This window comes from Lysinibacillus sp. FW301-JW8 (assembly GCF_058788755.1).
Genome location: NZ_JBYTBB010000040.1, coordinates 36,799 through 51,156, shown reverse-complemented (window position 1 = coordinate 51,156; position 14,358 = coordinate 36,799). Strand labels below are relative to the sequence as shown.

Sequence of the window (14,358 nt, the reverse complement as noted above, 5' to 3'; positions counted from 1 at the left end):
GCACCTCCTTTAATTGATACCTTTATAGTACCGAGAGGTGCTACGTGATTATATGCGTTATTTGAATACGGGCTTACGTAAAGACAATATAGAGCGCCTTATTCGTAAGTATGGTGAGGACAGTGATGTTGTTCGAGTTCGTGTCTTTGGTGAGTTTCCAAAATCTGAACCGGATACATTTATACACCTTGAAAAAGTAGAAGCGGCTACTATTAAAGAAGTCTACTTTAATGAAGATGGTATACAAGCAATACCTGAAACCGCTCCGCTTGAAATAGGTGTAGATGTTGCGAGGTTCGGTGATGATGAAACGGTTATAGTGCCTCGTATAGGTAACTATGTTCCTGTTATTAAAACATATTCAAAACAGGATACAATGCCAACAGCCGGTAAGACGCTAAGGCTTGCTAAGGAACTGATGCTTCAATATGGTCGACCATATTGTGTTATCAAAGTCGATGATGATGGTGTCGGTGGCGGTGTTACAGACCGGTTACGAGAGGTTGTGAGCGAAGAAGGCTTACATATAACAATAATTGACTGTCACAACGGTGGAAGAGCAATTGAAGCGGAACATTATGATAATTGGGGTTCAGAGGCATGGGCAACTGTACGTGATTTACTTCATGATGGCGATATTCAAATACCTAATGATGATGATTTAGTCGGACAACTATCTACAAGAAAGTACAAAGTAACTTCAAAAGGTAAGATTCGACTAGAAAGCAAAGACGATATGAAAAAACGCGGACTACGTTCACCGGACAGAGCCGATGCACTTGTATTAGCATTTGCTAAGACAGGTCAAGAACCATTGGACGATGATGTTGCGACGTTATTGAGGGGAGGGAGAGTATATGGCTAATTGGTGGAACAAAGCAGTAGGCGAAATGTCAAAGCTACGTGATAACATAATGGGCCGCTTCGGAATATCTACTGGATCATCAGGAAGCGGATATAAGTTAGACAGTAGTCGAGTGGATTATGAAATGGCAAAACAACTCTATTACAACACAAATGACGATTATAAGTTAGGTGCTGGGTTTGCCAAGTCCATTATCAACAATACAGTAAGTTTCATGGGAGTACCACAATTTAAAATTGTAGATAAAGAAGCTCAGGAAATCTTAGATTCCTTCTTTAAAAATAACATTTCAAACATGCAACGAACTGAACGAGATTCTTTACGTGATGGGGATTGTTTTGTATGGATTACTCGAGAAGAAGAGGAGGATGTAACCCTTTATCCAGAACAATCAACTCGGCTAGTTTATAACATTATCCCTCCTGGACAAGTAAAGGATATATTACGCCATCCTTTAACAGGTGCAATATATGAATACAAGTTTGTTTCCGCTCATGAATGGGAGGATGAACGAGGCGACAAGAAAAAAGCAACTATCACTCAACGAATCCGGAAGGGAGAACGTATTATCGAAATTGATGGAGATATTCCTCCAGATGTTGTACCAGGCACAGAGCTGACACCGTGGGATTTTATACCGATTGTACATTTCAAAAATGAAGGTGATGAAAGCTTATTCGGACAGTCGGATATAGAGCCAATAGAGCCGTTTTTAAAAGCTTATCATGATGTTATGCTTCATGCTATGCAAGGTTCAAAAATGCACAGCACACCACGTCTGAAACTTAAAGTTAAAGAAGTTGCAACTTTTTTAAAGAATAACTTCGGTATTACAGACCCAGCTAAATTTGCTAAAGATGGAGGTACTATCAACTTGGACGGTCATGAAATGCTCTTGCTGGCTCCAGGAGATGAAGCTGAGTTTATAGAAGTTAAATCAGCGATTGGCGATGCAAAAGAGTTACTTAAATTCCTCTTTTACTGTATCGTCGATACTTCTGAAACACCAGAATTTGTGTTCGGTGTACACACACCGTCTAGCCTTTCGTCAGTTAAAGAGCAAATGCCGATTCTTATCCGCTCCATTGAGCGTAAACGTGAGCATTTTGCTGACAGTTGGAAGCGGCTTGTACGTATAGTTTTAGCAATGACTGCACAATCAGAAAACATTGCATTAGAGACTTATTCAACCGATCTAAAGTGGACAAATATTGACCCGCGTACATCAAAGGAAATCAGTGAAGAATTGCTTAATGTTGTTAATGCACTGAAAGCAGCGCTTGAAGCAAATGTTATTTCTGATGAATCGGCAGTCAATTTCCTATCTAAATTTGTCGATACAATGTACAAATATGAGGAAGATGAAGGAGAAGGAGAAAGAGAGCGCATACTCAAGTCGTTGATTGCCAAGACGAAAATGCCTGATTCAGCAGAGCTAGAAAAAGAATTACTAGAGATCAGTAAAAAGATTGGTAGTGGTGCAACATGAATGAGCTTGAAAAGTTAAGACTTGAATCACGAAAATTAATCATAGAGCGCGTTTTGAAGCAAGATGCTGAGGTACAAACTGTTATTTTGCGCTCTTTAAATCGATTGGTTGAGCAAATTAAGCAGCTGGAAACAGAAGGGCACTATTATGCTCTTCCTGAGCTTATTGACGCAATTATTGCTGAGAATGCTGCAATCACTGAGAATGAGTTAAAAGCAGTTTTTTCTATTTCTATCACCGTTGGTATAAATGCTGGTATGCACCAATCACGGGAAATCACCTTGCGACTGTTAAACAAAGCGAATATAGATGTTAAACCAATTATTAGCTCATTTTTCCGTATCAGCGAACGGGCAGTTGAGGAGATGAAACGACGACAAATTAAAGGACTGAAATTGTCGGAGCGGATATGGGGTCATAGCAAACGTATAAATAATATATTAGGCACACTTGCAAAAGATGGGATACAGAGCGGTGAGCATCCTATAGAGGTCGCTAAAAGTATGCAGCAATATGTTAAAAAAGGTGCCGGCACTTTAGTGAACGAATATCCTAACATGATGGAGCGGATTGGACACATGGTACCTGACGACCTTTCATATGAAGCGTTACGCCTTGCAAGGACTGAAATTATGGGAGCTTATGGTATCAGCTCAAAGATGTCAGCGGAGGCCTTACCATCAGCCAAAGGCATGAAGTGGTCCACATCAAACTCAAACACTGCATGTAAAAAGTGTCAAGAAAACGCTTCTAAGGATAGCGGTATGGGAGCGGGTGTTTATAGGTTTGATGAATTGCCCGACTATCCTGCACATCCTAACTGCATGTGCCAACTTACACCAGCGTTAGTGGATACAGACTCATTTGTGGACCGACTAATTGAATGGACAAATAATCCAATGTCACAGCAAGACATTGAACAATGGTACCAACAACATTATAAAATGGGGGTGTTATAGTGATAGAAATTGTTTTTAGTGAAGAACAGTTGCAACAAAAATTACTCGAGTGGCAGAAGCGGTTGCGACTTCAAGATTGGATTATCTCAGTTAAGCTTGCTAGAGGAAGAGAGATTGACTCGGAAGATGTGGAAGGAGAAGTACAATGGGTTCTTGAAAAGAAAACTGCAGTAATTAAAATTCTTGATCCAATCGATTATCCAGATGATATTGAACCACAAGACATGGAAAATACTTTAGTACATGAGCTTTTACATTTGCATTTCGCTGCTCTTGAATATGATGGTGACAATCATATAGCAGAAGAACAAGCTATAGAAAGTATCACGTCAGGTATTCTATCAGCTTTTAGAGAGGGGGTGAACACATGCAACACTCAATGATTTGTGGCGAAATGGCACAAGAGAAAAACAAAATTTTTCAATTGTTTGGCAATATTGCCGGGGAAATGAGGATAGAAGATGTTCCGATTGCACCTGGAGTCGATGTGAATGAATTAAAAAAAGGAGATGATGACCCACTTGAGGTTGTCGTTGAAATACCCGCTTCTAAATCTAAACGAGGCTGGAACTATACAGCAGATTCTCTAAAAAATATTGTAGATACAGTTAACATACAAACATTAAATGGTTTCCTTGGCCACCAGAAGGCTGAGGATATAAGCAATCAATTCTTACCACCTGTTACCCATTGGGTAGGGGCAAAAATGGTGGGGGAGATTGCTTATTTTCGTGGTGTTGTTGATGCCTCGGCAAAGGATTTAAAGCGATGGATTAGATCAAAACGTATTCGCCAAGTTAGCATTTTTGGTATTCCAAAGTTGCAAAGAGCAGCAGGAGCAACCAATGTGGTGGGTTATGAGCCGATGTCAATTGACTGGACGCCACTTGATCGAGCAGGAATGGAAACTCGAATCGTGGCAATGTCTGGTGAAATGTGGGACTTAAAAGGCGAGGGACCAACAGGTGAAATGGAGAACAAGGGAGGAAAAACAATGAATCCAGAAGAACTATTGGCCGAGTTAAAAAAGATGCTTGGCAATAAACAAATTACAGTACCAATGATTGCTGGTGAAATGGGTTGGAAACCAGAACAAGTTGCATCGGACATTGACGCCGAGTGGGTTAAAAACATTACTGAATCTGCTAATACACTGAAAAAAGTTGAGGAAGTGCTTGGAGTTTCTGGCGAAATGGATGTCATCGCCATCGCTAGTGAAGCAGCAAAAGCTTTAAAAGAGCAAGGAAATGCCGGTGTTGAGAAAATTATCGGTGAAATGATGGAAACAAAAGTTCAATCTGAAAATGTTAGAAAAGATATTTTGAACACTGAGACAGCAATCGGAAAGTTATGGTCATATCACTCAAACTCAATTACAGCTAATATGACGAAAGATCAAATTGGTGGTGAAATGGATTCTTTCTTAAATGATGGAGTGGTCAAAAATATCATCAGTTCTTATCACATTGACAATCCAGCTGGAGCAGGTAATGCAGGTGGGAATACAAATACTCCGCAAGGACTAAAAACAAAGCGTACAGCGCTATAAGGAGGTAATTTACATGCCATTCACAGGACAACCAGTACCAAGTACAGTTTATAATGCTTATCGAGCAAAAGTTAGTGACGGAAAAAGTGTTCGAGTTCCAGTACCAGAAAAGACAACTATAGAAGCGGGACTTTTTTATGAAATAGGTGGTTTCTTTGGTTCTGCTATGCAATCTGTTAAAACACTCACTGGTGAAACATCTGAGGTAGTTTTAAATATCGAACAAGCTGAATATGAAACGGATCAGATTGAAAAAACACAAGCATTTGAATTTGGCACAAAGATTTATTTTGATAATGGCAAATTCACTGAAACAAAAAGCGATACTGTTCGCTTTGCGGGTACAGTAACACACGGTAAAGATGCAAAAGGTGTTATCTGGTTCATCTTAGCACCACAAGGAGGCAATGCATAATGGCAAGAGTACACTCAATAGACACATTAAAAGAAACACGACGACAAGGAACACATGAAACGGTTGTTCCTTTTTTAATTAATGGGCAACAATCTGAAGTTGCGAAAAAAATAGTAAACGGGGAAATGGAAACATATGAGTTATCGAAGCCAATCGGTGAAATGATGACTTCTGAAACATCTCGCAAAGAATTACTCCAAAAGGTGGTTCTTGATGTTGAGTTAGGACGTGAGGATGTACCGGTCCTTTACAAGCCAATTTATGAAACTATGCAGGACCCAAATTTCCCACGTGAATTTGAAGCGAAATGGGCGCAATACGGAACTGTGGTATTCTTTGAACACTTAGAAGGTGAAGAGGTAAAGTTCGGAAGCTTACAAGCTGAACAAGGACCAATCGCTCGACTCAAAGGGTATTCAGCTGGATTCGAGTATACAAAAGAGATGCAAATATTTAATCAAACATTTAATTTTGAATTACTTAATAAAGCATTCGGTGAGGCGCACAACGCTTTACTAAATCATTTGCACCTAGCACCAATTCTTAAGCATAGCTATAAAGCAGCAAACAAAACCGCTCCTGTATTTGTTAAACCAGACGGAAGTGCCGGAACAGCTACGGATGCACACTACATCTTGTCACTACGTGCTACGTTACGCCAAGGTTTGAAAGATGCACGCACAGCCAAGCGTCCAGGAACAGTCCTTCTTGCTAACTCTGCTCATAAAGAGGATATTCAAGATGCGCTAGGTAGTATCACACTACAAGCGACACCGTATGGAGCTACAACAGGTTTTAGTGACATCATCTACTATGACGGATGGGAAGCCCAAGTATCTAAAAAATCACATGTTTATGATGGTGTTCCAGAAGGCAAGGTTTATTTAATTCGTCCGAAACGCGGATTTAAAGAATTAGTCAAACAAGGCTTACAGATCAATGCAACAATGGGCGACCTAACTCGGCTGGTTGAAGCTCAAGTCGTTGGTGATTTCTGGCGTGGAGTATTTGCCGCAGTTGATGAAAACGTCCAAGAACTCACGTTACCTGGGCGATAAGGTGGTGAGGTAGATGGAGCCGACAGTTGCATTACGTGATCGATTACGAAAAATGATAAATGATGTGATTCCAAAAGGCGGTACAGATAAGGATACAACTTTTTCAAGTGCTGAATTGGATGATATGTTACGAGAGTCTGAGAATATCTATTATGCCGCTTCTGAGGGATGGACTATCAAGGCAGGTCTACTCGAAGGTGATATTGAGAGTTATTCTGCAGGTAATGAAAAGTATGAATTAACAAAGTTACAAGATAGGTTAGCACACGCATTACGGATGGCTCAAAAGTATAAAGAGCAAGCAGAAGATGAGAAAGAACAACAACCTAGTTTTTTATTAAGATGTAATGTTCCGGATGTGATGTAATGAACATTGTAGAAATGCGACGAAAACATACAAAATGGAACATCGAGCAAAACCCTACTACCATTACTATTAACCGAACAATAAAGAAAAAGGCACAGGGCTACGTTGATGAGCAAAACATTGATGTTGGCCCTTTTGTTGTTCGTATCTTTAACTCGGGTTCATCTAGCCCCCAAGTAGTCACAACATTGGCTGGAGAGAAGCAAACAGACACTTATTTCGGTATATTGGCTGATTTTGAAGCGGATATACAAGCAAGTACTACAGTCAAAGATGAGTTTGGGGTAGATGGAATCCGGTATCTAGTGAAAGCTATTTATCCTCAAAAAATACATGGAGAGGTTGTAGGGTACCAAGGTGAACTAGAGAGGGTGATTTAATGCCGCTTCAATCATTAAAAGCAAAGATGGATAGAAAGGTTGCTGGTTTACATGTCCTTGGTGAGCATCTAGGTAAAAAACTAGAGTCAGAAGCAAAATCAACCGCAAGTTGGACTGACCGCACCGGTGCTACTCGTGCGGCTATCCATGGTGGGGCTGATAAAACCAATAACGGAACAACTGTATATGTTGCTCATGGTTCTAAGGTCGGTATGTACCATGAACTCGGTACTGGTATATACGGACCAAATAAGAGACCAATTACGCCTAAAAACAAAAAGGCGTTAAGGTTCGAAATTGGTGGTAAAACCATTTTCGTTAAATCTGTAAGGGGTATTAAAGCCAATCCAGTTCTTGAAAACACAGCTAAAAAACATAAAAGTGAAATTGAAAATGCAATACGGAGGTATTGGGGATCATGACGACAGTACGTGGGGCTTTGTATGACTTGCTTGTTGATGGGGTTACAACTGTTAAAGGTGAGGTATGGGAGCCGTCTGCGGCTGGTCCCGAAATGAATAAACCATGCTTAGTACTTCGAGAAGGTCCGCAGACTGAAACAGAAAAATTTGCTGATTTTTCAATGGATTTTGAAGTATGGCCATATGTGAAGCGGACAACATTCCAAGCGGTTGATAATCTTGCAAAAGAAGTTAATAAGATTATTGATAAAAAACGTTTTGATGTGGATGGTAAACCATTCTATATAGAATTTGTTGGTTCTACAGAGGACATTGTAGATGAAGAATGGGATGCACTAACTAGAGGTTTAAGTTTCCGGGTACACTCTTTATCATGGCTTGTTCATGAGCCTATCGAACCTGATCCAATTACAACAATGACTACCTATTCAAGCTTGAAATTCGCAAATCTACAAACCACCCCTGCTACATGGAAGCCGTCAGATGAACGTCCAGCATTATATTGGCGTCAAGAGGCTATTACAACTGCAGAACCAACAGTGTGGGGCACTTGGATTACTGCAGTGCTTAAAGGGCATGTAATCAATCCGGATGTTGCGAAGCGGAAGCAAGTAGCTGAAATGGTAGTTCGCCAACTGTTATTAGATAACAGAACCTACATGTCAGATAAGTCACCAATGAATTTTGAGAGTGTATCAGTAAATGATGGTTATGACCCTTTTAAACAAGGACAAATTCAATTGTCAGTTAAATACGGAATTTTAAAAGAAAGGCCACGAAACCCGCTACGTCATGTATATACAAATGATAGCGATAAGGCGAAAGGAGCGGTGCATAAATGACAACGCAAACAAAAAAAGCACATGAACAAGAGTACAGTCGAAGTGAAATCTTAGCAGCTTCGAGTGTGTTTGAGGTATCGCCTGAATTTTTAGCAGGTGCATTAATCCTTGTTGAAGGTGACAAATTAACACGCACCCAGGTAAAGGCTGCTATTAAAAAATTTAAAGGACAGAAGGTGTAATTACATGGGAATTGGAGCAATGTTTAAGCTCGGTGAGCAAAAAGCACGTCCAAATGTATATGTACGTTGGTACAATGCCGGTGGGTATAAAAGCTATGCTCGCCCTTTAGGTGTAGGAGCAGCACTAGTTAAATCAAACTGGGGACCACTTGGAACCGTTCAAACGATTGAGGCATCAGACAATGATCCAGCAACATTAAAAAAATCGATTGGTTCTGGTCTTGCTGCTGAATTGTTAGAAGAAGCATTCTTGGGTGGAGCAGTATTTATGCATACTGTACGTGTTGGGAATGGAGGAGCAAAAGGGAAACTTGTGATTTCGGAGGCATCTGAGGGAAATGTTGATTTAACAACCAAATATCCAACATCTCGTAATTTTGAGATAACATTACGAGATGCATTGGATCCTTCAAAACGTGAAATCCTTTTAACGGAGGCGGGTAGACAACTAGAAAGCTATAGTTATGAAGCCGGTGGCAATGAGGCACTTGCATTAACAGAGGTGCTTGTTAAGAGTGCTTATTTAGATGTTAAAAAAGTAAGTGATGGTAAATTGCCTTCTATTGTGAGCCAACCATTGGGTGGTGGAATTGATCCAACAGTTACAGCCGAAGATTACACATCAGCTATGCCGCTTCTAGAAACGAAATTTTTCGATTCATTAATTTTAGATACTGAAAACACAGCATTACAAGCGTCTGCTCAAGCGTTTATCCGCCGTCGCATTCAAGAGGGTTATCGTACATCTGCGGTATTTGCAAATGACTTAGAGGACGGTTTTAATACTCGTATTCAAAAAGCGAATGCCTTCAATGATTTCTCTATCATTTACATTGGTAATGCTGTTCGTACTACAACTCGTGTATTGAAAGGTTCTCTGGCTGCTGCACGTGTTATGGGGATGATGGTTTCTGGTTCCTATAAATCTAGTCTTACTAAAAATACAATTGATGGTGGGATTGAAGTTATTGGAGAGCTAACAGCTACTCAATATGATGAAGCGGCCAATAATGGATTAATGGTATTTTCTATTAATACCGATGGCATTCCTCAAATTGATTATGGTATTAATACACTTGTTTTAAATGGCGAGGATGAAGATGAGGGGTGGAAAAAAATTCGCCGAATGCGAACTCGTTATGAACTAATTGACCGTATAGTTCGCAAAGTAGACAAGGCTATGTCTAACAATGTAGACAACAATGCCGATGGACGTCAACATGTTATTACTTTAGCAAATGGTGAAATCAATCAAATGATTGAAGATGGTGGATTGGAATCAGGAGCCATGATAGTTGATCCAATAAACCTACCACAAGGAGATTCAGCATGGTTTACATTCGACAACTTAGTAGACTTAGATGGTCTTGAAAAAGCTTATCTGGCATTTGGATTCAAATATTAAATCAGAGAGTCGCCTTAAAGGTGGCTCTTTAAACTTTTAGGAGGTTTTACAGATGGATGGACGTTATGTATTCCGTCGGTGTATTCCGACCGACACAATCGATATAGCGAATGTAGCGCCAGGGGAAATTTTACAACGTGATTGGTCATTTCGTATTAACATGCCGCCAGAACTACAAGAGGAATTAGATTCTGGAGAGTTTGATCCACGAAATATCCTACATGGGGTTGATGGAGAGTTATACGACGAAGATGGCAATTTTTTAGCTGCTGTTAATGAATGGCAAGCCCAAATGTCCTTTGAAACAGCAGACTATCAAGCAGCTACTCAGTGGGTAATCTGGGGTATTACAACTGGCTATTCTTTTACACTTACACTCAAAGAAACAGTAGTCAATGACATGCTTTTAATAAAAATATTAAATGGATTTAAAAAGGGTGAACAGTTACCTGATTTAAATTTCACAGGTGTATTACGGTCACATAAAAAATAATTATATGGCGCTTTAAAAGCGTCTTTTTCTATGTAAAAACGAAATGGAGCGAATGAAAAATGAACGATAAGAATCTAGATAAAGATGAATTATTAGGAATGGAACATGCAATCATTGATGGATTATTGCGAGCTTATGAGGATAACAAAGAGGAAACAAAAGAAATTGTCATTTCGAGAAAAGGGTTAACTTTATTTACTTTTAATGTCCAACCAGTTTCGGAAGAAAAATATGATGAAATTCAGGACAAAGCAACGAAATTTAAAAACAATAAAGTTGGAATCAAGGTTCCTGTAGAAACGGATCATCCTAAAATGCGAGCAATGCTAATCTATGAAGCAACTTCTAAAGAAGATAGAGCCCGACTATGGGATAACAAAAAATATTGGGACGCAACAGGGTCATTAACTGGTACTCATTTAATTGAAAAGGTACTTCGAGCAGGCGAAAAATCAGCAGTAGTACAAGTAATTGATGAAATTTCTGGTTATATGCTTGAAGCGGAGGACATGTTAAAAAACTCATCGGAGCAGGAGGACAAATAACCCTCCTGCATGAGATTTTTCAACGAACAGGGAGGACACCTGATGAAATACTAAATAAACCAAAGAATATCCAACGTTTTTGTATTGAATCCATGACATATCAATTGAACAAAGAAAACGAGATTGCTAGAAAACGAGCTCAAGCATTGAATAATGGACGTAGGTGATAGGATGTCTAGTAAAGAAGTATATCGAATCGAAATTCCTATTATAGCTACAGATGATTATACTGATACGATCCAAAAAGCTGAGAAAGCTATTTTGGCTCTTCAAAGACAACTCGGAAAAGAAATAAAAGTAAAAGGTATCAGTGATTTAGACAGGGAAGTAAGGAAGGTGCAATCTACTTCCGCGGCGGCAAGTAAAGAAGTTGCCAAAGTGAGTGATAATGTTGATAGACAAATGTCTCGAGTAGAAAAGCGCATGCAAGAGAAAGCGAATATTCTGCAGCGAATTGCAAGGCGTAAGCAAATGATTGAAATAGGTATTAGAGACAGTGCTTCAAGAACAATTGGCTATATTCAAAGTAAAATCAACAATATTCGTAATGCAAGAGCTGTTACTTTTACAATAAGTGCAATAGACAGAGCAACAAGAATAGTCGGTGGCATCAGACGGTCTATAACTAGTATTCCAGCTATGGTTACGGTTGCCTTGTCATATGTAGGTATTAAAAATTTCAGTGAAGCTACAATAGGAGCAGCAATGAAGTGGGAAGAATATGAAGTTGCTATGAATCACTGGCTTAAAGGTAATATAGATCAAGCTAAAGAATTAACAAAGTGGATGGGACAGTTTGCGGATACTACTCCTTTTAGCTCTGCTGAATTATTTCCAGCATTAACAAATGGCATTGGTATCGCTGATGGAGATGTAAAATCAGCTAAGAGGCTTTTAAAAATTGCAGCAGACATGTCAGCACTCACACCTGGGAGAACTGTCGAAGATGCGATGGATGCACTTGGGGCAGCTAAGATGGGTAGTTTCATGCAAATGCGTGGTTATGCTATGCGTATAACAGATAAAAGTTATAAAGCCATGGGTGGCTGGGATGGATTTTTAAATGAAGTCGAGGATAGTTTTAAAGATGGAGCAATAAAATTATCAAAGACTGCATCAGGTATCCTTGCAACATTAAAAGGATATAGAAGCTCTCTATTTCGTTCCATAGGTACTGGTTTCCTAGAGCCAATGAAACCACGTCTTGATAAAATTAATCTATGGCTCGAAAATAATCAAGAAACTTGGGGCAATTGGAAACAGACTGTTAGTGAAGCTGGAAAAGCGTTTTCTGATGTTGTATTTACAAAAGGTGAAGGGTTATTCAATTATTTGAATGGGGTTTTTAATCCAATAGGTGATATTAAACGTACTGGTGGATGGATACCTGAGGAATCAAATTTACAAAACGAGTTAACATTTAAAGGAAAATTAAAGTTGATTTGGAACGATAGCAAAAGCTATGTAACGAAGTATTGGGACGATAATATTAAACCTGCTATTAGTGAATGGTGGGATTCGTCTGGCGAAAAATTATTGATCGATACAGGTACTCTAATGGCTAAAGCAATGTTAAAAGGAATGGGAATTGCTTTAAAAGAAGGTATGGGTGTATTAGGTACCCTATGGAGTGACGTTGGTAAGAATAGCGAAGAAAATGGTTTATTTAGTAAAGAAACAGGAGGTTCTTTCTTAAAAGCTGGCGGAGCTTCGTTATTGGGGGTTTTGGGTACTGGTTATGCAGCTTTTAAAATCTTAAAACCGTTAGTTACAGGGTTTAAAGGTGTGAAGAGTTTGTGGGGTACTGGTAAAAACAAATATGACAAATTTCGTGGATCTAAAACAAAAGAAACACCTAATGCAAAAGAAACAAAAAGCACAAAACCAACAGGTGGTAGCTATTCCGAACAATCTAGACAAAAGGCACTAGATAATACGCCTTTAAATGATAACAAGACAAAATCGACTAGTTACAAAAATGAAAATGCTAATACTAAGTCTAATGTTGAAGTCGATAAGAACAACTCTAAATCATTAACGGATAAAATAAAGGATTTTAAGATGCCAAAAGGCGTAAGTAAGTGGGCAAAACGTATTCCTGTTATTGGTGCTGCCCTCTCTGTTTTTGACGCATTTAGTGGAGGTGCCTCTTGGAGTGGTATTGCTGGAAGTGCTGCAGGGGGATGGGCAGGTGCGAAGTTAGGTGCAATGGGTGGAGGCGCACTTGGAACATTTTTCGGGCCAGTTGGTACACTTGCTGGTTCAATTATTGGCGGTGTTGGAGGAGGCGTAGGTGGTGCAATTGGTGGTGAAAAATTTGCCAATTGGATTACTGATAAAATTAGTGGTTTGTTTAATAGTAAGACTGCTACTGTAGCAGAAACTGCACCTACTACTTCTAAATCTCAATCTTCTACTTCAAATACAAAATTTACACCTTCGACAAACATTGAAAGCATTGGCAGTAGTACATTAATTGAACAAAAAGCTCAAGCATTAGCTGAGAAAATAGAAGGTGTGTCGAGCGCGTTACAACAAAGCGTATATAACATCTTAACATCATTCGCAGAAGTCGATATGAGTATAAAATCTTTTAAAACAAACTTTGATAATTTGGAGCAATCCACTAATGAAGTCACAGGAAGCTTAAAAAGCACTTTTGCGCCATTACAAATCAGAGGTGTAATGTTAGGTACTACTATGGATTTAATGACTATGACATTAATGCAATCTACTACATATGTAGGTAGCGCATACTTTCCACTTGCACCAAAAGGCATGCTCTTGAATGCTGGTATGTCTGCATTAATAATTAGTACTCTACAAGCATCCGCTTCTGTATCATCATTCGCCGGTGTATCAGAAAAGGTTAGTGCTTTAAAAGGTGCGATTGATGGTTTACGTTCAAGAATCAATAATGTTTCGTTACCTTCTGCAGCACCTGCAGGTTCAAACAATTCAGGACCTGTACGAAGAGGTGGCGGCTATGTACCATACGCAAATGGTGGTTTAATCAATCGACCACACATGGGACTAGTCGGTGAAGCGGGTCCAGAAGCAATTATTCCATTATCACCAAGTCGTAGAGGGCGTGGTCGAGAACTACTATACAGAGCAGCTTCCGCTTTAGGTGTGCGACCTTATGCTGATGGCGGCTTAATTGGTGGAAATATTATTGAAGGCTATGGAGATATAGCAACAGCGAATGGTGGGGCGTCTATTAGTATCGGTGATATTATTCCACAAGTGCAAATAACTGTACAAGCGAATGAGAATGGGCAAGTTGATTTAAGTAATTTATCGGATGAGATTTTAGATGCTATTGGCGTTAAATTGGCTAGTAAAGTAACTGAGGCTTTTTCAAATATGATGATACCGAGGTGATGA

16 protein-coding genes are annotated in these 14,358 nt (G+C 39.4%); all 16 read left to right on the top strand.

Annotated features, from left to right (window positions below):
• The first annotated feature begins 52 nt into the window (after positions 1 to 52).
• The 16 genes from AC3WOM_RS16360 (at position 53) to AC3WOM_RS16285 (ending at position 14,355) form a co-directional block, all read left to right on the top strand.
• Positions 53 to 865, top strand: a complete 813-nt coding sequence (locus tag AC3WOM_RS16360; protein ID WP_492447614.1) for a hypothetical protein — start codon at positions 53 to 55, stop codon at positions 863 to 865.
• The gene (locus AC3WOM_RS16355) at positions 858 to 2,354 is read left to right on the top strand and encodes a phage portal protein (protein ID WP_492447612.1); all 1,497 of its coding nucleotides are present in this window, start codon (positions 858 to 860) and stop codon (positions 2,352 to 2,354) included. Before AC3WOM_RS16360 ends, AC3WOM_RS16355 begins: the two co-directional genes overlap by 8 nt.
• 53 nt (positions 2,355 to 2,407) lie before the next feature.
• Positions 2,408 to 3,313 (top strand): structural protein, encoded by a 906-nt coding sequence (locus AC3WOM_RS16350; RefSeq protein WP_492447611.1) that lies wholly within the window; start codon positions 2,408 to 2,410, stop codon positions 3,311 to 3,313.
• On the top strand, positions 3,313 to 3,696 hold the full coding sequence (locus tag AC3WOM_RS16345) for a hypothetical protein (RefSeq protein ID WP_492447610.1): 384 nt from the start codon (positions 3,313 to 3,315) through the stop codon (positions 3,694 to 3,696). Before AC3WOM_RS16350 ends, AC3WOM_RS16345 begins: the two co-directional genes overlap by 1 nt.
• A complete protein-coding gene (locus tag AC3WOM_RS16340) occupies positions 3,681 to 4,862 on the top strand; it encodes a hypothetical protein (RefSeq protein ID WP_492447609.1) in 1,182 nt (393 codons plus the stop codon). The genes AC3WOM_RS16345 and AC3WOM_RS16340 overlap by 16 nt, the downstream gene beginning before the upstream one ends.
• 13 nt (positions 4,863 to 4,875) lie before the next feature.
• Positions 4,876 to 5,277: a DUF2190 family protein gene (locus tag AC3WOM_RS16335; RefSeq protein WP_492447608.1), complete on the top strand. Its 402-nt coding sequence runs from the start codon at positions 4,876 to 4,878 to the stop codon at positions 5,275 to 5,277.
• Positions 5,277 to 6,335, top strand: a complete 1,059-nt coding sequence (locus tag AC3WOM_RS16330) for a hypothetical protein (protein ID WP_492447607.1) — start codon at positions 5,277 to 5,279, stop codon at positions 6,333 to 6,335. Before AC3WOM_RS16335 ends, AC3WOM_RS16330 begins: the two co-directional genes overlap by 1 nt.
• A 13-nt stretch (positions 6,336 to 6,348) precedes the next feature.
• Entirely contained in the window at positions 6,349 to 6,702 is a 354-nt protein-coding gene (locus tag AC3WOM_RS16325; protein ID WP_492447606.1) for a hypothetical protein, read from the top strand.
• On the top strand, positions 6,702 to 7,082 hold the full coding sequence (locus tag AC3WOM_RS16320; protein WP_492447605.1) for a hypothetical protein: 381 nt from the start codon (positions 6,702 to 6,704) through the stop codon (positions 7,080 to 7,082). The genes AC3WOM_RS16325 and AC3WOM_RS16320 overlap by 1 nt, the downstream gene beginning before the upstream one ends.
• Positions 7,082 to 7,504, top strand: a complete 423-nt coding sequence (locus tag AC3WOM_RS16315) for a hypothetical protein (protein WP_492447604.1) — start codon at positions 7,082 to 7,084, stop codon at positions 7,502 to 7,504. The genes AC3WOM_RS16320 and AC3WOM_RS16315 overlap by 1 nt, the downstream gene beginning before the upstream one ends.
• Complete coding sequence (locus tag AC3WOM_RS16310) at positions 7,501 to 8,346, top strand: hypothetical protein (RefSeq protein ID WP_492447602.1); 846 nt, start codon at positions 7,501 to 7,503, stop codon at positions 8,344 to 8,346. The genes AC3WOM_RS16315 and AC3WOM_RS16310 overlap by 4 nt, the downstream gene beginning before the upstream one ends.
• A complete protein-coding gene (locus AC3WOM_RS16305) occupies positions 8,343 to 8,528 on the top strand; it encodes a YqzN/YkzM domain-containing protein (RefSeq protein WP_492447601.1) in 186 nt (61 codons plus the stop codon). The genes AC3WOM_RS16310 and AC3WOM_RS16305 overlap by 4 nt, the downstream gene beginning before the upstream one ends.
• 4 nt (positions 8,529 to 8,532) lie before the next feature.
• Positions 8,533 to 9,933: a phage tail sheath subtilisin-like domain-containing protein gene (locus tag AC3WOM_RS16300; protein ID WP_492447600.1), complete on the top strand. Its 1,401-nt coding sequence runs from the start codon at positions 8,533 to 8,535 to the stop codon at positions 9,931 to 9,933.
• Positions 9,934 to 9,985: 52 nt separating this feature from the next.
• Complete coding sequence (locus AC3WOM_RS16295) at positions 9,986 to 10,426, top strand: endoglucanase (protein WP_249106274.1); 441 nt, start codon at positions 9,986 to 9,988, stop codon at positions 10,424 to 10,426.
• Positions 10,427 to 10,485: 59 nt separating this feature from the next.
• A complete protein-coding gene (locus AC3WOM_RS16290) occupies positions 10,486 to 10,971 on the top strand; it encodes a phage tail assembly chaperone (protein ID WP_492447599.1) in 486 nt (161 codons plus the stop codon).
• Between the two features lie 171 nt (positions 10,972 to 11,142).
• Positions 11,143 to 14,355: a hypothetical protein gene (locus AC3WOM_RS16285; RefSeq protein ID WP_492447598.1), complete on the top strand. Its 3,213-nt coding sequence runs from the start codon at positions 11,143 to 11,145 to the stop codon at positions 14,353 to 14,355.
• Positions 14,356 to 14,358: the final 3 nt, after the last annotated feature.